The 18,134-nt window shown below is 67.8% G+C and carries 18 protein-coding genes; 12 read left to right on the plus strand and 6 right to left on the minus strand.

All coding sequences use genetic code 11. The features are described from left to right. Window positions 1-85: 85 nt before the first annotated feature. From NV2_RS22465 to mnhG, 8 genes are all read left to right on the plus strand, one after another. Window positions 86-2,293 (plus strand): AAA family ATPase, encoded by a 2,208-nt coding sequence (locus NV2_RS22465; RefSeq protein WP_245662740.1) that lies wholly within the window; start codon window positions 86-88, stop codon window positions 2,291-2,293. Window positions 2,294-2,402: 109 nt separating this feature from the next. Next, window positions 2,403-3,758 carry a hypothetical protein gene (locus NV2_RS22470; RefSeq protein ID WP_067877927.1) on the plus strand — a complete coding sequence of 452 codons (1,356 nt, stop codon included), beginning with the start codon at window positions 2,403-2,405 and terminating at the stop codon, window positions 3,756-3,758. 108 nt (window positions 3,759-3,866) lie between these two features. Next, window positions 3,867-6,845 (plus strand): Na+/H+ antiporter subunit A, encoded by a 2,979-nt coding sequence (locus NV2_RS22475; protein WP_084475290.1) that lies wholly within the window; start codon window positions 3,867-3,869, stop codon window positions 6,843-6,845. Then, window positions 6,842-7,225, plus strand: coding sequence for a Na(+)/H(+) antiporter subunit C (locus NV2_RS22480; RefSeq protein WP_067877931.1), 384 nt, complete (start codon window positions 6,842-6,844; stop codon window positions 7,223-7,225). Before NV2_RS22475 ends, NV2_RS22480 begins: the two co-directional genes overlap by 4 nt. Next, complete coding sequence (locus NV2_RS22485) at window positions 7,222-8,838, plus strand: Na+/H+ antiporter subunit D (RefSeq protein WP_067877934.1); 1,617 nt, start codon at window positions 7,222-7,224, stop codon at window positions 8,836-8,838. The genes NV2_RS22480 and NV2_RS22485 overlap by 4 nt, the downstream gene beginning before the upstream one ends. After that, window positions 8,835-9,350 (plus strand): Na+/H+ antiporter subunit E, encoded by a 516-nt coding sequence (locus NV2_RS22490; protein ID WP_067877937.1) that lies wholly within the window; start codon window positions 8,835-8,837, stop codon window positions 9,348-9,350. Before NV2_RS22485 ends, NV2_RS22490 begins: the two co-directional genes overlap by 4 nt. Window positions 9,351-9,488: 138 nt before the next feature. After that, window positions 9,489-9,749, plus strand: coding sequence for a monovalent cation/H+ antiporter complex subunit F (locus NV2_RS22495; RefSeq protein WP_067877939.1), 261 nt, complete (start codon window positions 9,489-9,491; stop codon window positions 9,747-9,749). After that, a complete protein-coding gene (mnhG, locus tag NV2_RS22500; RefSeq protein WP_174550623.1) occupies window positions 9,746-10,105 on the plus strand; it encodes a monovalent cation/H(+) antiporter subunit G in 360 nt (119 codons plus the stop codon). The genes NV2_RS22495 and mnhG overlap by 4 nt, the downstream gene beginning before the upstream one ends. A 10-nt stretch (window positions 10,106-10,115) precedes the next feature. Here mnhG and NV2_RS22505 read toward each other — a convergent pair whose 3' ends face one another. Further along, a complete protein-coding gene (locus NV2_RS22505; RefSeq protein ID WP_084475306.1) occupies window positions 10,116-11,387 on the minus strand; it encodes a phosphatase PAP2 family protein in 1,272 nt (423 codons plus the stop codon). Window positions 11,388-11,596: 209 nt separating this feature from the next. On the opposite strand from NV2_RS22505, the gene NV2_RS22510 reads away from it, so the two are divergent. After that, the gene (locus tag NV2_RS22510; RefSeq protein ID WP_067877945.1) at window positions 11,597-11,896 is read left to right on the plus strand and encodes a hypothetical protein; all 300 of its coding nucleotides are present in this window, start codon (window positions 11,597-11,599) and stop codon (window positions 11,894-11,896) included. 34 nt (window positions 11,897-11,930) lie between these two features. On the opposite strand, the gene NV2_RS22515 is transcribed toward NV2_RS22510, so the two are convergent. Further along, on the minus strand, window positions 11,931-12,815 hold the full coding sequence (locus NV2_RS22515) for an LLM class flavin-dependent oxidoreductase (protein WP_067877948.1): 885 nt from the start codon (window positions 12,813-12,815) through the stop codon (window positions 11,931-11,933). Window positions 12,816-12,827: 12 nt separating this feature from the next. Continuing rightward, on the minus strand, window positions 12,828-13,847 hold the full coding sequence (locus NV2_RS22520) for an aldo/keto reductase (RefSeq protein WP_067878139.1): 1,020 nt from the start codon (window positions 13,845-13,847) through the stop codon (window positions 12,828-12,830). Between the two features lie 121 nt (window positions 13,848-13,968). Here NV2_RS22520 and NV2_RS22525 point away from each other — a divergent pair, with 121 nt between their 5' ends. Continuing rightward, window positions 13,969-14,547 carry a TetR/AcrR family transcriptional regulator gene (locus NV2_RS22525; protein WP_067877950.1) on the plus strand — a complete coding sequence of 193 codons (579 nt, stop codon included), beginning with the start codon at window positions 13,969-13,971 and terminating at the stop codon, window positions 14,545-14,547. 123 nt (window positions 14,548-14,670) lie between these two features. Further along, entirely contained in the window at window positions 14,671-15,447 is a 777-nt protein-coding gene (locus NV2_RS22530) for an alpha/beta fold hydrolase (RefSeq protein ID WP_067877953.1), read from the plus strand. A 28-nt stretch (window positions 15,448-15,475) separates the two neighbouring features. Here the strand turns inward: NV2_RS22530 and NV2_RS22535 are convergent, their stop codons facing one another. Continuing rightward, window positions 15,476-15,730 carry a hypothetical protein gene (locus NV2_RS22535; protein ID WP_067877957.1) on the minus strand — a complete coding sequence of 85 codons (255 nt, stop codon included), beginning with the start codon at window positions 15,728-15,730 and terminating at the stop codon, window positions 15,476-15,478. 122 nt (window positions 15,731-15,852) lie between these two features. Here NV2_RS22535 and NV2_RS22540 point away from each other — a divergent pair, with 122 nt between their 5' ends. Next, window positions 15,853-16,236, plus strand: a complete 384-nt coding sequence (locus tag NV2_RS22540) for a hypothetical protein (RefSeq protein ID WP_067877960.1) — start codon at window positions 15,853-15,855, stop codon at window positions 16,234-16,236. Window positions 16,237-16,245: 9 nt separating this feature from the next. Here NV2_RS22540 and NV2_RS22545 read toward each other — a convergent pair whose 3' ends face one another. After that, the gene (locus tag NV2_RS22545) at window positions 16,246-17,397 is read right to left on the minus strand and encodes a glutamate--cysteine ligase (protein ID WP_067877963.1); all 1,152 of its coding nucleotides are present in this window, start codon (window positions 17,395-17,397) and stop codon (window positions 16,246-16,248) included. An 11-nt stretch (window positions 17,398-17,408) separates the two neighbouring features. Further along, complete coding sequence (gene sodC, locus NV2_RS22550; RefSeq protein WP_067877967.1) at window positions 17,409-18,086, minus strand: superoxide dismutase[Cu-Zn]; 678 nt, start codon at window positions 18,084-18,086, stop codon at window positions 17,409-17,411. Window positions 18,087-18,134: the final 48 nt, after the last annotated feature.

An 18,134-nucleotide genomic window follows, 5' to 3' on the forward strand; every position in this document is an offset into this window, starting at 1 on the left:
GTCCACCCGGTCAGGAGCGCCGCGTCACCCGGTCGTCGGCGATCATGATCAGCGGCGCGACCTCGGCCCAGGCACAATGACAGGCGTGGGTGAACTGTCACTGACCGCACGACTCAATCGCTCGGCCGCCGATGCACGCCGGGGGGTGGTGCGCTTGCATTCCGAGGCGCTGGCCGCACTCGGCCTGCGGGAGTGGGACGGGATCGCAGTGCTCGGCTCGCGGCGTACCGCCGCCGTCGTCGGACGTGCCCCCGCCGATACTCCCGCGGGCGTCGCACTGCTCGACGATGTGACGCTGTCCAATGCCGGAATCCGCGAGAACGGCACGGTGATCGTCGCACCGGTGACGGTCTACGGGGCGAAGCATATTTCGGTCACCGGTTCGGCGGGCGCGATGAGCGCGATCGCGGAATCGACACTGCGTCAAGCATTGTTGGGCAAGGTGGTCACCGTCGGCGACACCGTGTCACTGCTGCCTCGCGATCTCGGCCCCGGCACCAGTACCGTCGCCGCGACGCAGGCGCTGTCCCGCACGTTCGCGATCGCCTGGACCACGGAGCTACTGACCGTGACCGGCACCGAACCCGCCACCGGACCGGTGAGCGTGCAGCCCAACAGTGCGGTGGTGTGGGGCGCCGCCGCACCACCGGCCGCCGCGTCGCACGATCCGCGCGGCCCGCTGGAGCCGGAAAATCCGGGCACGAGGATGCGGGTACTCGAACGCCCGTCGGCCGTAGCAGTGGCCGATCTGGCGGGCGTGCGTGCTCCGGCGGCGAAGTTGTCGGAGTGGCTGAGTCTGGCGCTCGACGAACCGGAACTGTTGCGCACTCTCGGTGCCCCACCTCATCTGGGCGTCCTGATCACGGGGCCCGCGGGTGTCGGCAAGGCGACGCTGGCCCGTGCGGTATCGGCCCCGCGGCGCATCGTCGAACTGGACGGCCCCACGGTGGGCGCCTCCGAGAGCGGCACCCGGCTCCGCGAGGTCGGCCTCGCGGTGTCGGAAATATGTTCCGGCGCAGGCGGCGTGTTGCTGATCACCGATATCGACGCATTGCTGCCGGCCGAACCGGAGCCGGTGGCCACCCTGATCCTCGATCAGTTGCGAGCCGCGGTGGCCAGTGCCGGAGTAGCGTTCCTGGCCACCACTTCTCACCCCACCGCAGCCGACAGCCGTTTGCGCGCACCGGATCTGTGCGACCGCGAGGTCGCACTGACCCTGCCCACCGCGACAGTCCGGGGTGAACTGCTGCAGCAGTTGCTGCGCAAGGTACCCACCGAGGACCTCGATCTCGACGATATCGCCGCCCACACACCCGGTTTCGTGGTTTCCGACCTGGCTGCCCTGTGCCGGGAAGCGGCACTGCGAGCCGCCTCGCGCGCCAGTCACGACCACACCGATCCGGTCCTCACCCACGCCGATCTGTCCGGGGCACTCGAGGTGATCCGGCCGCTGTCCCGTTCGGGCACCGAGGAACTCGCCATCGGCAGTCTGAGCCTCGACGACGTCGGCGATATGACCGAAACCAAACAGGCACTCACCGAGGCGGTGCTGTGGCCGCTGCGGCATCCGGATTCCTTCGCACGGCTGGGTATCGATCCGCCGCGCGGGGTGCTGCTCTACGGTCCGCCCGGCTGCGGCAAAACCTTCCTGGTGCGAGCTCTCGCCGGGAGCGGGCAGCTCAGCGTGCACGCGGTCAAGGGCGCCGAACTGATGGACAAGTGGGTCGGCTCCTCGGAGCGTTCGGTTCGTGAACTGTTCCAGCGCGCCCGGGATTCCGCACCCTCACTGATATTCCTCGACGAGATCGACGCACTGGCACCCCGGCGCGGGCAGAGCAGCGACTCGGGGGTCGGCGACCGGGTGGTCGCGGCGTTGCTCACCGAACTCGACGGGGTGGAACCACTGCGCGATGTGGTGGTCGTCGGCGCGACGAACCGGCCCGAACTCATCGACCCGGCCCTGCTGCGCCCGGGCCGGCTGGAACGTCTGGTGTTCGTCCCGCCCCCGGATGTGGAGGCGCGCGCCGAGATTCTGCGTACCGCAAGCCGTTCCGTACCCCTGCGTGACGATGTCGATCTCGTCACAGTGGCGGCCGAGCTCGACGGCTACTCCGCGGCCGATTGTGCGGCGCTGTTACGCGAGGCCGCGATGGCGGCGATGCGGCGCGATGTGGATGCCGCCGATATCGGCCCGGCCGACCTCGTCGCGGCCCGCGAGGGGGTGCGACCATCGCTCGATGCCGCACAGGTGGAATCGCTACGGCAGTATGCCGACCGGCGCTCGGCAACCTGAACCGGCACCGTCCCGGCGCGCGGCCACGAGCCGGGGCTGGGACTGGGCCCGGGGCCGGAGCTGGGCAAGTCTGCCCGGATTCCGTCCGATTCCCCGGTATTTTCGGCTGGTGCGCTCGCACCACGCGGTTCTGGAGATGATCACGGCGGCTCTCGCCACCCTGGTCGCGGGGCTGTCGTTGATGCTGCCCAGCGGCTTCCGCTGGAACTCGCCGATCTCGGTGCTGCAACTGGATATGCTCACCTCCAGCCAGCCGCGTGCCACCGCCATCGGCGCACTGGTGGCCCTGATCATCGCGGTGTTCGTCACCACCGTCGATCACGTGGCAGCGGCCTGGGGCGCGGCGCTGTGCGGGACGGTCGTCATGTTCGCCACCCATCTGCCGGTCCTGTCCGATGAACACGGCATCGCACCGTCGACACTCAATTATCTGGATTCGCTGGCGGGCGGAGCCCTGCTGGGCGGTATCGCGGTGGCCGTACTGCGGGGACGGCTCCAGGTGTTCGGCTGGACGTTCGGTGCTTTGGCCGCGATCGTCTTCGGGCAGTTGGGTTCGACCGCGGCGGGCGAAGTGCGCAACGGCGTCCCGAGCGCCCCGGGCTGGTCACGCACCTTGCTGCCACCGCTGTGGCTGATCGTGATCACCCTGGGATTCCTGATCGCGGGCACCGTCGTCAACCGCTCCCGTGACACCGTGGAGCGGCGTTCGGTCGAACTTCCGGTGGCACCGATCTTCTCGGGGCTGGCCTATGTGACCACCGTGCTGTTCGCCTCACACTGGCTGGGCGACCACGCCGGCAGTGTGGGTCATATCGTCATGGCCTCGGCACTGACCGTGGCCGCGGCAGTGGTCGCCGCGGTGTTGCTGCCCCGCCGGGACGGCGTGCTGATCCTGCTCGCCGTCGCCTTGTCGGCCGTGGGCGGCGCCCTGGTTCCGGCCCGGTTGCCGCTGTGGTCGGTGGTGCCGCTGCTGGCGTTGATCGCGCTCGGGCTGATCGCCGGTTTCCGACGGCCGGCCCCGGCCGTCGCCGCGGTGGTGCTGATCGCGGTCGCCCTCACGACCGTGGTCGCTGCCCCGTTCGGCAGCGGTCTCGCCACAGTGGCGGTGACTGCCGTACTGGCCCTGGTCGCCGGTTACTGCTTCGGCAGTGCCGCCCCCCGATACAACCCGGCGCGAGTGCTCGGGGTCTCGATCATCTTCGTCCCGTCGGTGGTGACGAGCCTGCGTGAGCATCTGGGCCGGGAGGAGTTCGTGCCCGATCCGGGCCAGTGGTCGCTGTCGCCGGCGGGCGTGGTCGACTCCGCGGCACCGTACTGGGCGGCCACCGGAATCGCCGCCGGGTGCGCGGTCGCGTTATGGGTGCTGCAGCGGTTGCGACCACCGTCCAACCCGACGGCGGCCCGCAGCGGCCGGTGGGCCTCCGATCGGCGCGAGGAGCCCCCTCCTCCGGTAACCGATATATAGCCATTACCTCTTGAAAACGTCCGTACCCTGCATGGGGCCAATGGTCGCAGCCAGGAGACAAGTAAACTCGAACCGCCACCACCCCGCCGCCGACCGACGGAGTGACGTTTGCTCGCCATCCTGATCGCCCATGCTCTAGCTGCTCTGCTCGCACCCGCTGCTGTCCGTGTCATGGGCAGTCGTGGGTTCTATCCGATCGCTGCAGCCCCGCTCGCGGGGCTGATCTGGGTCATCGCCAACTGGAACAGCGAGGCCCATGTGCGACTCGCCTGGGCCCCCGAACTGCACATGACCCTCGACCTGCGGCTGGACAGCCTGGCGAGCATCGTATCGGTGCTGGTCCTGGGCGTCGGGGCGCTGGTACTGGCCTATTGCGCCGAATATTTCGACGACGACGACCGCCCGCGACTGGGCATTTTCGCCGGCTACCTGGTGGCCTTCGCCGGCGCGATGTTCGGCCTCGTGGTCAGCGACAACATGCTGGTGATGTTCACCTTCTGGGAGATCACCACCGTCTTGTCGTTCCTGCTGGTCGGCCACCATGCCGAACAGAGCAAAGGACGCCGCGCCGCACTGCAGGCACTGCTGGTCACCACCGCGGGCGGGCTCGCGATGCTGGTCGGGCTCATCATGCTCGGCGAGATGTACGGCAGTTATCTGCTCTCGGATGTGGTGGCCCGCGCCGACCCGCACGACTGGTCGACGAGTATCGCCGCGGTTCTGATCCTGATCGGCGCGCTGAGCAAATCCGCCATCGTCCCGCTGCACTTCTGGTTGCCCGGCGCCATGATCGCGCCCACTCCCGTGAGTGCCTATCTACATGCGGCGGCCATGGTCAAAGCCGGTATCTACCTGGTCGCCAGATTCGCCCCAGGCCTGTCCGAATCGCCGGTATGGCATCCGACCGTGCTCATCCTCGGTCTGTTGTCGATGGTGCTGGCCGGCATCCGCTCGATGCAGGTCTACGACCTGAAGCTGGTACTGGCCTTCGGCACCGTGAGCCAGCTGGGCTTCATGCTCGTGCTGGTCGGGCTCGGCACCCCGGAGGCCGGGCTCGCCGGCATGGCGATGCTGGTGGCACATGCCCTGTTCAAAGGCTGCCTGTTCATGGTGGTCGGCATCATCGATCACAGTGCCGGCGTCCGCGATCTGCGGCGGCTGTCCGGCATCGGCCGACGGGCACCGGTGTTGTGCGTCACCGCGATCCTCGCCGCGCTGAGTATGGCGGCCATCCCACCGTTCTTCGGCTTCGTCGGTAAGGAGAGCGCGTTCGCCGCGATCCTCGATGCGCCGAATCTCAGCCCCGCTGTGCGGATCGCGGTCGGCATCGGCGTCGTCGCCGGATCGATGCTCACCGTCGGATACAGCGCCCGGCTGATCTGGGGGGCTTTCGGCACCAAACGGGCCACCGAGGGCGTGCCCGAGCCGGAACCGCACTGGCACCGGCCCACGGCTCTGTTCCTCGCACCACCGGCGGTGCTCGCGGTCGCCGGACTGGTGGCCGGCCTGGCCGCACCCTGGATGGATCGGCTGCTCGCCCCCTATGCGCACACGCTTCCCGGCGCCTTGGAGGCTCATCTGGCGTTGTGGCACGGCTGGGGCACACCGCTGGTGCTGTCGCTGGTCGCGATCGCCTGTGGTCTGGTGCTGTTCGAGATCCGCGACCGGATCGGCACCTCGGTGAACCCACGGTTGGGCAACGCCGACCGCGTCTACGACGCCACCCTGCGCGGTATGGATCAGCTGTCGTTGCGGATGACCGGTGCCACGCAGCGTGGTTCGCTGCCGTTGAACCAGGGCTTGATCCTGGTCACGGTGGTGGTGCTGCCGACGGTGATGCTGTTCCTCGGCGCACGCTCACACCTCACCGTGCGCCCGTGGGATTCCGCGTTTCAGCTGGTGGTCGCGTTGCCGGTGGCGGCGATGGCGCTGGGCGCCACGGTCATGCGCAACCGTCTCGCCAGCGTGCTGCTGGTCGGCGGCACCGGCTACGGCTGCGGTGTCTTCTTCGCCCTGCACGGCGCACCCGATCTGGCCCTGACCCAGTTCCTGGTCGAGACCCTCACCCTGGTGATCTTCGTCCTGGTATTGCGGAAGTTCTCGGCCGAGATCGAGCCCGATCGCGCCGCCGCACTGAAGGTGCGCCGCGCGATCATCGCCACGGCGGTCGGTGCCGCGGTGGTACTGGTGGCCGCCTTCGCCACCGCTGCCCGCACCAGCGAACCGATCTGGCACCGCATCCAGGACGCCGCCTACTCGGGCGGCGGCGGTAAGAACGCGGTGAACGTGCTGCTGGTCGACATCCGCGCCTGGGACACCATGGGTGAGATTTCGGTGCTGGTCGTCGCCGCCACCGGCGTCGCCTCACTGATGTACCGCAGTCGCCGCTTCGGCACCTTGCCCCGTGTCTCGGATGCTCCGGGTTACTCCCCCGATCCGCAGCGGACCTACTGGCTACGGGCCAGTCCGCTGGTGCCGGCCCGGGAGCGGTCGATGGTGATGGCGATGACCACCCGCATGCTGTTTCCGACGATCATGGTGCTGTCGGCGTACTTCTTCTTCTCCGGGCACAACGCACCCGGTGGCGGATTCGCGGGCGGGCTCACCGCGGGATTGGCGCTGGTCCTGCGCTATCTCGCGGGCGGACGCTACGAACTCGCCGAAGCATTGCCGGTCGACGCCGGACATGTACTGGGTGCCGGGTTGGTGTTGTCGGCGGGCACCGCCACCGGTTCGCTGCTGCTGGGTGCGCCGCCGCTGTCCTCGGCGATCTTCGAGATCACACTGCCGGTGCTGGGGCACATCAAATTCGTCACCGCGACACTGTTCGACCTGGGGGTGTACCTGATCGTGGTCGGCCTGGTGCTGGACGTGCTGCGCAGTCTGGGAGCCCGGCTGGATACCGAAATGCTCGGGACCGCCACCCCGGCGTCCGGCATCGCGACGGTACCGCGCAGCCCGCGCAGCACCGAAACCCCGGCGTCCGGCATCGCGGCTACCCCGGCATCGCGCGACGCGACCGGCACCGATAAAGGCACAGGGGCCGCCGGGAACAACACGACCCGGGCGGACGGAGGGATGCGATGAGCGCGAATATCACCATGCTGGCCCTGATCGGGATCATGGTCGCCTGCGGGGTCTACCTGGTACTCGAACGCGCCGTGTCGAAGATGCTGCTGGGACTGATCCTGTTCGGCAATGCCGTAAATCTGCTGATCCTGACCCTCAGCGGACCGGACGGACGACCTCCGATTCTCGGGGAGTCCGACCGCAGGCATACGGATTCGGCCGACCCGCTGGCCCAGGCGATGATCCTGACCGCGATCGTCATCACGATGGGGCTGGCCGCATTCGTGCTCGCGCTCGCCTACCGGGCCTTCGCATTGACCACCACCGAACGAGTCGAGGACGACCCCGAGGACGTGAAGGTCGCGGCCAAGCGTGAAGGCGAGGATCCCGAACAGTGAGTTTGTCTCCGGGTCTGCTGCCCGTTCTGACCCCCCTGCCCATCCTGATCCCGATCCTCACCGCGGCCGCGACGCTGATCGTGGGCCGTAAGGCACGCGTCCAGCAGGCGATCTCGATTGCCGCGTTGACCGCCGTCGTCGCGATTTCCGGCGTCCTGCTCTACCTGGCCGACCGCGACGGCATGGGCGCGGTGCAGGTCGGCGGCTGGGATACACCCATCGGCATCACCCTCGTGGTCGACCGCCTGTCGGCGGGCATGCTGCTGGTGTCGGCGATCGTGCTGCTCGGCGTGCTGATCTTCGCGGTCGGGCAGGGCATCAGCGACGGTGCCGAACGCCAGCCGACCTCGATCTTCCAGCCGACCTATCTGATCCTGAGCGCCGGAGTCGCGATCGCCTTCCTCGCCGGTGATCTGTTCAATCTGTTCGTCGGGTTCGAGGTGCTGCTGGCCGCGTCCTTCGTGCTGCTGACTCTCGGTGCCAGCGCCGACCGGGTCCGCGCCGGCGTCTCGTACGTGATGGTCTCGATGGTGGCCTCGCTGGTCTTCCTCACCGGTCTGGCCCTGGTGTACGCGGCGACGGGCACCTTGAACCTGGCCCACATGTCGGTGCGGATCGCCGAGGTACCGCTGGGTGTGCGCAGCGCGATCTGCGCGGTGCTGCTGGTGGCGTTCGGTATCAAAGCGGCCGCGTTCCCGCTGTCGAACTGGCTCCCGGATTCGTATCCGACCGCGCCCGCACCGGTCACCGCGGTGTTCGCGGGTTTGCTGACCAAGGTCGGTGTGTACGCGATCATCCGGGTGCACGCGCTGCTGCTGCCGCCGGGCACCTTCGACGGGATCCTGATGGTGTGCGGGCTGCTCACCATGGTGATCGGCATCCTGGGCGCGATCGCGCAGAGCGATATCAAACGTCTGCTGTCGTTCACCCTGGTCAGCCATATCGGCTATCTGATGTTCGGGGTCGGGCTGAATTCCGTCGGCGGGACCACCGGCACGGTGTACTACGTCGTGCACCATATTCTGGTGCAGACCACGTTGTTCCTGGTGGTGGGCTTGATCGAACGCCAGGCCGGCTCGGCCTCGCTGAGCCGGCTGGGTGGTCTGCTGGCGGCGAGCCCGGCGTTGGCGCTGCTGTTCGGCATCCCGGCGTTGAACCTCGGTGGCATCCCGCCGCTGTCGGGTTTCCTCGGCAAGGTCCGGCTGGTGCAGGCCGGTGTCGACGACGGCAGCGCGCTGTCGTGGATATTGATCGCCGGCTCCGTGGTGACCAGCCTGTTGACCCTGTACGTGATGGCGCGCGTGTGGAGTAAGGCGTTCTGGCGCCCGCGCGTACAGGCCCCGGAGGGCACGCTCGCCGATGCGGCGCCCTCGGCGCTGATCGACGAATCCACCGATGTGCTCTTCGACGACCGCGACGATCCCGGGCGCATGCCACGGTTGATGGTGTGGCCGACGGTGGCGTTGATCGCGGTCGGGTTGGCGCTGACCGTGTTCGCCGGGCCGGTTCTCGGTATCTCCCAGCGTGCGGCGGAGGATCTGCACGATCCGCACCGCTATCTGGAGACCGTGCTGGGACCGCAGGATTCGTGGCAGTCGGGAGGTACGCGATGACACGCGCACGACTGGTCCGCATCGGTGTGCTGATCTGGCTGGCGATCGTCTACACCGCGCTGTGGGGCAATATCAGCATCGCGAATCTGCTGGCCGGGCTGGTAATCGGCGCGCTGATCATGGCGCTGCTGCCGCTGCCACGCGTTCCGGTGCGTGGTGGGCTGCATCTGTTGCCGCTGCTCGAGCTGATTCTCGTCTCCGCGTATTACGCGATCGAGTCCAGTCTGCAGATCGCCTGGTTCTCGGTGCGGCGCAGCGGCGCCCCGATCTCGGGTGTGCTGCGGGTGCGGTTGGCGATCGAATCGGATCTGGTGCTGGTGCTGTGCGCCGACGTCCTCAATTTGATCCCGGGCACGATGGTGCTCGAGCTGGACCGTGCCTCGGGCGAGGCGTGGGTGCACGTCCTCGACGTGGGTAGCGAGGAAGCGGTCGAGCAGTTCTACTACATCACCCGCCGCATCGAGGGACTGCTGATCCGCTCCTTCGAGCCCCGGCTCCAGGAGGCATCGTGAGCGACAATCGCGCAGCGGCTCACGGTGCCGACCGGGCGCGGGTGTCCCGCACATTCCAGGAGGCATCGTGAGCCATAATCGCGCAGCGGCTCACGACGCCGACCGGGTACGGGTGTCCCGCCGAGCACAGGAGGCATCGTGATTGTTGTTTGTATCGTGGCCGGGGTGCTGCTCGCGGCTGCCGCCTTCCTGACCGTGTATCGGACGCTGGCGGGGCCCGGCACGCTCGATCGGGTGGTCGGCCTGGATTCGCTGGTCAGCATCAGTGCGGCGGGTTTGGCCGTCTGGGCGGTCTACAGTGACGACACCACGGTGGTGCCGGGGATCGTGGCGCTCGCCCTGGTCGGGTTCCTCGGTTCGGCCGCGGTCACCCGGTTCCGGGTCCGGGACGACCGATGAGCGGCCTCATCGATACCGCGCTGACCTGGTTGTCGGCTGTCACCATGCTGCTCGGCACCCTGCTGTCGGTTACCGCGGCGATTGCCATCGTGCGGTTCCCCGACACGCTCTCACGCATGCACGCGGCAACGAAACCGCAGGTCACCGGCCTTATCCTGGTTCTTTTCGGCGCCGCTATCCAGCTGCGCGGACATCCGAACGTCTGGATGCTCGTCCTGGTGGGTCTGTTCACCCTGGTCACCGCGCCGGCGATCGCGCATCTGGTCGGTCGCACGGCGTACCGCGAACAGCGTCACCGGGACGGGCTGCTGGCGGTCAACGAGGTACGCGACGAAGAGCTGGACGACGAGGACTGAGCCGAATCTGCTATCCGACGGTTGCCGGTACGGTGGCGGCGGTCGGACCGAACCAGGTGCGATAGAAGGCCCAGGCGAATCCGGCACACAGGCCGAGCGCGATGATCCCGGCCGGCAGCGGATGGTGCGCCATCTGCACCGCCAGATACCGATATGCCAGCAGCAGCCCGGCCAGGAGCGCGGTGCCGGCGCCGACCAGCGCGTAGCGCGTCCGATCCCAGCCGCGTTCGGGGGCGCGCAGCAGCGATTCGACGGTCAATGCCAGCACCGCGCCGGCCAGCAGATCGGCGCCGTAGTGGTAGCCGAAGCCCAGGGTCGCCGTCAGGGTTGCGGCCAGCCAGAACACACCGAGCCAGCGCATCGCGCGGGGTGCCCGCGCCCCGTCGATGTCGCGGCGGGTGTGCAGGAAGATCGCGGTGGCCCAGGCGGTGTGCATGGACGGCATGCAGTTGCGCGGGGTGCCGTTGTCGAACGGCAGTGGCCGGGGCGCCGGGTCGAGTGGCGGCAACGTGTGCGGCCAGAAGTCGCCGAGCTGGAAACCGTGGCCGGCGCTGCCGTAGGCGAACATCGGACCGACGACCGGGAACATCACGTACACCACGGGCCCGACGAGCCCCAGCAGCAGGAATGTGCGCACCAGGTAGTGCCCCGGCCACATCCCGGTCCCGGCGACCTTGCGCAATTGCCACGCGGCCACGGCGATCGCCGCCACCGGCAGTTCGATGTAGACCCAGTGCAGGATGTCGTAGACCACCGGACCGAGGGCGTCGAGAACCCGTCCCATCACCCACGACGGTTGTCCGAAGGCGTGATCGGCGAGCATCACCCAGGGGTCGCGCACCGCCGGCCCCGCCATCACGGTGATGTGCAACCACACGTCACCGACCTTGATGGCCAGGATCAGCAGTGCCCCGAGCGCCGCCGCGCGTAAGGCGGTGCGGCGTTGCACACCTTCCCACCGCAGACCGGCCACGACAGCCACCCCGACCAGCGCGAACACCGCACCGTTTCCACTGGTCAGGGGGCCGCCGGCGAGTACCCGCAGCACGGCGATCCCGGCATCGATCAGCACTGCCGCGGCGACGGTGATCGCCCGCCATCGCCACGACAACCCCACCAGTGCCAAGGCCAGCCCGGCCCACGGCACCGACACCGATTTCGGCGTGCCCGCGAAATCCTGCCAGAGACTGTGCAACGGCCCCTCGAAGCCGTTGCGGGAGGCCACGATCTGCAGGCCGATCAGCAAGACCGGCACGCCGGCGAGTAGCCCCCAAGCCCACACCTGTCCCGATTTCCGGAACCATCTCCGAGCGTCACCGGAGTCGGAACGCGGATCATCGAGCAACACGCGATTATCGTAAACAGGCGCTGAACGTGGCCTTCCCGGCGGCGAAACAATCGGCGCCGAGCATGACCTGCGTCACACCGGGGGTGTGATCGTCTTCAACCGTTCGTAAGTGAATGCCAATGCGGCGCTGACACAGTCAGCCCATGTTCAACTGGTACGTAGGGTTGCTGGCGGTCAGCGGAATCGCCATGCTCGCGATGGCTTCGGTGCGACACGGGCGTGGCAGCGCGACACGTTCGATCAATACCGTCCTCGGCACCGTCTACCTCTGCTACGCCTGCTACCTGGCGTTTTTCTTCGACGGGGGTTCCTACCTGATCTTCTTCCAGGCGTTCATCGTGCCCATCGTGCTCGCGGCCGACTTCTTCCGCCACCGGGCGCCGCGACCGAAACTCACCCCGACGCAGCGGGCTTGGCGTGAGTATCAGCGGACGGCGCAGTAGCCGGCGGCCCAGCCGGCCTCGGTGGACGCGGCTGTCAGCTACCGCGCACCGAGGGGGCAATCAGTTCGCGGGCAACCCAGTTCGCCACGCCTGCCGGGTAGGGCGCGGGCAGGATCAGGACGATGTGGCCGATGCCCGCATCGAGAGCCGCCCGGATCTGCGCCCGGGTGTGCTCCGGAGCGTCGTAGGAGACCTCCACATTGATCGAGCGAGCGATCGTGGCGGGGTCCCGGCCGATCTCGGCACAGTGCCGCTCGAGTACGGCCCCACGTGCCCGCACGTCCTCGGCGTCGCCGCTGGGGATATTCCACAGGTCGGCGTGTTCGGCCACCAGTCGCAGCACGGCATCGGATCGTCCACCCATCAGGATCGGCGGATGCGGCCGCTGTACCGGTTTGGGTTCGGCGAAAGCCCCTTCGAGCCGGTGGTGCCGGCCGTGGAAATCGAACGGCTCGCTCTCGGTCCAGCTCCGGCGGATCACTGTGAGCGCTTCGGCCAGACTGTCCACCGCGACGCCGGCGTCGTGGAACGGCAGGCCGAGTTGCTCGTATTCACGCCGGGCTACCGGATGTCCGGGGCGCGACCCGGCACCGATCCCGAAGTCGAGTCGGCCACCGGAGACGATGTCGACCGTGGTCGCGATCTTTGCCAGCACGGCGGGTGGACGGAAGCGGTTACTGGTGACCAGGACACCGAGACGTAGGCGCTGGGTGCGGGCGGCCAGCGCCGACAGCAGCGTCCACCCCTCGAGTATCGGGCCCGCCGGGTCGCCGGCGATCGGTAGGAAATGGTCGAACAGCCAGGCGTGTTCGATTTCCGCGACGGTGTCGGCTTCTTCCCAGACGCGCAGGATGTCCGCGTAGTCGACGTGCATCTGGGCGGTCATGATTCCGAAGCTGGGCCGGACGGCAGCATTCATGGCGGATTCCTTTCAGCGCCGCCGCAGGGCGGGCTCGAGGAGGGACGGCGTGGTGTCGAACTTCTCGTGTGGTGCGAGGTCTGTTCCGGGAGCGACGATCTCGTCGATGGCGTCGAGGATGTCGGCCGAGAGCACGGTGTCGGCGGCATCGAGTTGGGTGCGCAGATGGCCGAGTGTGCGGGGGCCGATGATCGCGCTGGTGACGCCCGGATGTGCGGTGACGAAGCCGAGGGCCAGCTGGATCATGGTCAGGCCGGACGCTTCGGCCAGTGCCGCCAGCTTTTCGACCGCAGCCATTTTGGCCTGGTTGGCCGGGACGGCCGGATCGAACCGCTCCGGCAGCACCGTGGCGCGGTTGGTCGTGATCGCTCGATTCTCGCGTACCGCACCGGTCAGCCAGCCCGAGTCGAGCGGACTCCACACCAGCACACCCATGCCGTACTCCTGGGTGACCGGAAGAACATGAGTTTCGATGCCGCGCTGCAGAATCGAGTACCCGGGCTGCTCGGTGACATAGCGTCCGAGGTGGTTCGCGCGGGCCGCCCACTGGGCCTGCACGATGCGGTAGGCCGGGAAGGTGGAGGAGCCGAAGTAGCGGATCTTTCCGGCGCGCTGCAGATCGGTGAGCGCCGACAAGGTTTCCTCGTCACTGGTGCGCGGGTCCCAGCGGTGGATCTGGTACAGGTCGATATGGTCCACATCCAGTCGCCGCAGGCTGTCTTCCACCGCGGTCATCAGCCAGCGCCGGGAGCTGCCCTGATGATTGCGCTCCTCACCCATCGGCAGATGGGCCTTCGTGGCCAGCACGATGTCGTCGCGCCGCCCGGCGATGGCCTTGCCGAGCTGCTCCTCCGACTCACCGTTGCTGTAGTGGTCGGCGGTGTCGATCACGTTGATGCCGCCTTCGAGGGCGGCGTCGACCAGGGCGGTGGCGTCGGCCTGCGTGAGCTGTCCGAGCGCGCCGAAATTCATCGCGCCGAGTGTCAGCGAGCTGACTTGCACTCCGGTGCGGCCCAAGGTGCGGTACTGCATGAATTCCTCCGTGAGGTGGTTTTCGATCGGATGATCTGGGATGCTGGACAAGAAGCGGAACCTTGTTCCGATATCAACATACGGAACATTGTTCCGCTTTTCAAGAGGAGGTCGGTGCGCGGTGGCCACACGCGAACCGGAGACGTCCCCGCCGAAGAAGCGGGCCGACGCGCGGCGCAACGAACAGACACTGCTGGATGCGGCGGCGGCGGCCTTCGTCGCCTCAGGCGTCGAGGTGCCGGTACGCACCATCGCGCAGCGCGCCGGTGTGGGTGTGGGCACCATCTACCGCCACTTTCCGACCCGCGCGGATCTGATCGTCGCGGTCTATCGACATCAGGTCGAGGCATGCGCGGAGGCGGGGCCGGTGCTGCTCGCCGACCACGCCTCACCCCACACCGCGTTGAGCCGGTGGGTCGACCTGTTTGTCGATTTCCTGGTCACCAAGCACGGCTTGGCCGCGGCACTGCAATCCGACGATGCGGGTTTCGCGAATCTGCATGCCTACTTCATCGATCGGCTGCTGCCGGTCTGCGCGCAACTGCTGGATGCGGCCCGCGCGGCCGGGGAGGTCGAGGTCGAGCTCGAACCGTACGAATTGCTGCGCGGCATCGGCAATCTGTGCGTCGGCGCGGAGGACGACGAACACTACGACGCACGCCGGCTGGTGCATCTGCTCGTCTCGGGTCTGCATCCTTGACGGTCCACACCGACTCGGTGCGACACCGTGACGGCCGGAAAACGTTGTGCGAGTGCAGGACAGCGCCGCCCACAGCGGGAGCCCCGGCGCGAGCCGCGACGCCCGGAGGCGCAGACTGCACAGATGGGTGAATACATCGAAGCCGGCGGCCTCCGAACCTATTACGAGGCGCACGGGGACGGGGAGCCGGTGGTGTTGTTGCACGGCGGGCTGGCCACGGTCGACACCTGGGGCGCCCAGGTGGAGGCGCTGTCCCGGCACTATCGCGTGTACACCCCGGAACGGCGTGGTCACGGCCGCACCGCGGATGTCCCCGGCCCCATCAGCTATGCGGCGATGGCGGCGGACACGGTGGCCTGGCTGGAAGCGATGTCGGTGCCGAAGGCGAGCCTGATCGGCTGGAGCGATGGGGGTGTGGTCGCGGCACTGGTGGCGATCACACGGCCCGACCTGGTGCACAAACTGGTGATCATCGGACAGTATCTGTCCCGGGACGGGGAGTGGCCGTCCTCACGCGCGGAGCTGGATGAGAGCGCCGCCGACCCCGAGACGCTGTCCATGTTCCAGCAGCTCCATGCCCCGCTGTCGCCGGACGGCCCGGACCACTTCCCGGTCGTCTACGAGAAGGTGATGCGAATGTGGCGGGACGAGCCGGAGATTCCGCTGTCCGATATCGCCGCCATCACCGCACCCACCCTGATCATGCAGGGCGACGGCGACTGGGTGCGGGTCGAGCACAGCGCACTGCTGTCGCGCACCATCCCCGATGCGCAGCTCGCCGTCGTCCCCGGAACCTCCCATGTGCTGCCGATGGAGAAGCCGGGCCTGGTGAATACGCTGCTCTCGGACTTCCTGGCCGACGAGCAGGTGGCGCGCATGTTCCCGGTCGGCCACGAATAGCCGGCCGCGAAAGCGCTGCCGAGCCGAATCAGCGCCGGGACGGCGTCAGGTCGGGCAGGAACGAGGTCAGCCCCATCCCACGGTATTTCGTGACGAGCTTGCGGTAGCGGCGGCGATTGCGGGTCAGCGCGGTATCGGTCAGCGCGGGCGGCAACCCACGGTAGGCCAGGCGCAACGCCGTGGTGAGCGCACGGTATTCGAGGTCGTGGCGGGTGGACCATTCGTAGGGCATGAGCGCACGCACCTCGGGGTGCATGATGCCGCATCCCAGCACGATGATCACCCGGCGGATCAGCGGCGCACTCAGCTTCCAGGCCGGTCCGGCGGCGGACGGCAGGAAATCCGGTAGTGGTGCGGCATCGATCGCACCGGTCGCAGCGGCCAGCGAGGGACGGCATCGCCGCAGTGCTCACGGCGACGCTCGCCGCGGGTCCGGAACTACGCGAGCAGGTCCGCGCCGCCGCCGACGCCGCGCTCGGCTTTATCGCCGCCGATCCGCGCCGCCAGGCCCTGCTGCTCGCCTCACACTCCGCCGAACCGCTGCAGCGTGCCCGGCTCAGCACCCAGCGCGATATCGCGGCCGCGATGGCCGCCGTCACCCGCGAGTTGCGCCCACCCGACCCCACGGTGTCCCCACTGGATCTCGATATGGCGGCCTACACGGTGGTCAGCGGCACACTCGAACTGGTGGCAGCCTGGATTCGCGGCGAATTCCCCACCAGCCGCACACATCTCACCGAACTCATCGCCGCCGGACTACTCGCCGGAACCGCGATCACACCGGGCTGACCACACCGCTCAGCTGTTCAGTTCCCGCACCAGCGCATCGACCACGGCGACCAGATCCCCCTGCGCACCCGCGGCCACCCGTCGCTGCCGCTGGTAGGACGCGCCGCGCTCCAGAATGACCGGAATCCGCGCGAGTTCGGTCTCGCAACGCAGCTGCTTCGCCGTCGGCCCCAGCCGATCCAGCAGATCCAGCAGATCGTCGGTGACCAGCCGTTCGTTGCTGTCGGCATCGGTGATGATGATGGCGTCCAGCCCGTAGCGCGCCGCCCGCCACTTGTTCTCCTGCACATGCCAGGGCGGCAGCGTGGGCATGGTCTCCCCCGCCTCCACGCGCCGATCCAGATCGACGATCAGGCAGTGGATCAGCGCGACGATCGCGGAAAGTTCGAAGCTACTGGGGATCCCGTCGCAGACCCGCACCTCGATCGTCCCCCAGCGCGGTGCCGGCCGAATATCCCAATGCATCCCACCGAGCTGTTCGAATACCCCGGTTTTGCGTTGATCGTGGACGAAGGATTCGAATTGCGACCAGTTGTCGAACTGGAAGGGCAATCCCGCAGTGGGCAACTGCTGGAACATCAGCGCCCGATTACTGGCGTACCCGGTGTCGATTCCGGCCCACATCGGTGACGACGCCGACACGGCCAGCAGATGCGGATACGACAGCAGCAACGTGTTGAGAATCGGAAAGACCTTCTCTGGGTGCGAAACACCCACGTGCACATGCACGCCCCAGATCAGCATCTGCCGACCCCACCACTGGGTGCGGCTGATCAGTTCGTCGTAATGTTCGGACCGGGTCAGCTGCTGGGTGGACCATTGCGCGAACGGGTGGGTACCGGCGCAGAACAGGTCCACGCCGACCCGGTCGGCGGCCGCACGGACCGTCCCCATCGCGGTATGCAACTCGTCGACGACCTCGCCGGCCGTCTCGTGCACACCGCTGACGATCTCGACCGTGTTCTTCAGCAGTTCCTTGGTGACATGAGGTGTGCCGTCCGGGGAGCGCAAGTCGTCCCCGAGCGTGTCGAAGACCGCCGCCGCGGTATTCGACAGGTTACGGGTCTGCTTGTCGACGAGGGCGAGCTCCCATTCGACGCCCAGTGTCGGGCGGGGTGAGCCGTTCCATGGAACGGTCGCACGGCCGGCGGCCCCACCCATGACGGGTGCTCTTAGCCGATCACACCGCAGGCGACTCGATCGCCCGCGTCACCGGTGGACAGGGTCTTGGCGTCCGGGCCCGGCTTACCCTCGGCCGAGTAACGGTCCGGAATGTTGCCGAAGTTGTCGGAACCGCCGTGGATCATCAGGGCCTTACCCTTCAGCTGATCCAGGGTGACCGAATCGGTGGTGGTCACCAGCTTCGCGGTGCCGTCCTGACCGACCTCCAGCGAGGTCAGATCACCGCTGGCCGGGTGGGTGTTCTTGTCGCCGACCTGCAGATGACCGCCGGCGGACAGGAAGTTGCCGCGCTCGCCACCGGACGGGGCGGTGGAGTCGGCCTCGCACTTGCCGAACTCGTGCACGTGCAACCCGTGGAAACCGGGCTTCAAGCCGTGCGCGTCGACGGTGATCTGGACCTTCTCACCGGACTCGGAGATGGTGGCGGTGCCGACCTGCGCACCGGAGGGATCCTTCAGCTGCACCGGAATCGAGTTACCGGCGGGAGCCTCCTCGGCGCTGCCCGAGGACTCCGCGGGCGCGGCCGAACCCGTCCATACCGGCGGGGTGGTCCCCTTGACTTCGCTCGATTCCTGGCTGTTGCTGCATGCGACCAGGCCGAACGCCGCGATCGCCAGCATCGGAGTAACAGTCCGCCAGGAGGGGCGACGAGTTGCGGAGGGGGCCATCGGAGAACTCCTTTACGAGTACCGAGTTTACGAGTAGAGCTGGTTGAA

The sequence above is a fragment of the Nocardia vermiculata NBRC 100427 genome, from assembly GCF_001613265.1.
Taxonomy (GTDB): Bacteria; Actinomycetota; Actinomycetes; order Mycobacteriales; family Mycobacteriaceae; genus Nocardia; species Nocardia vermiculata.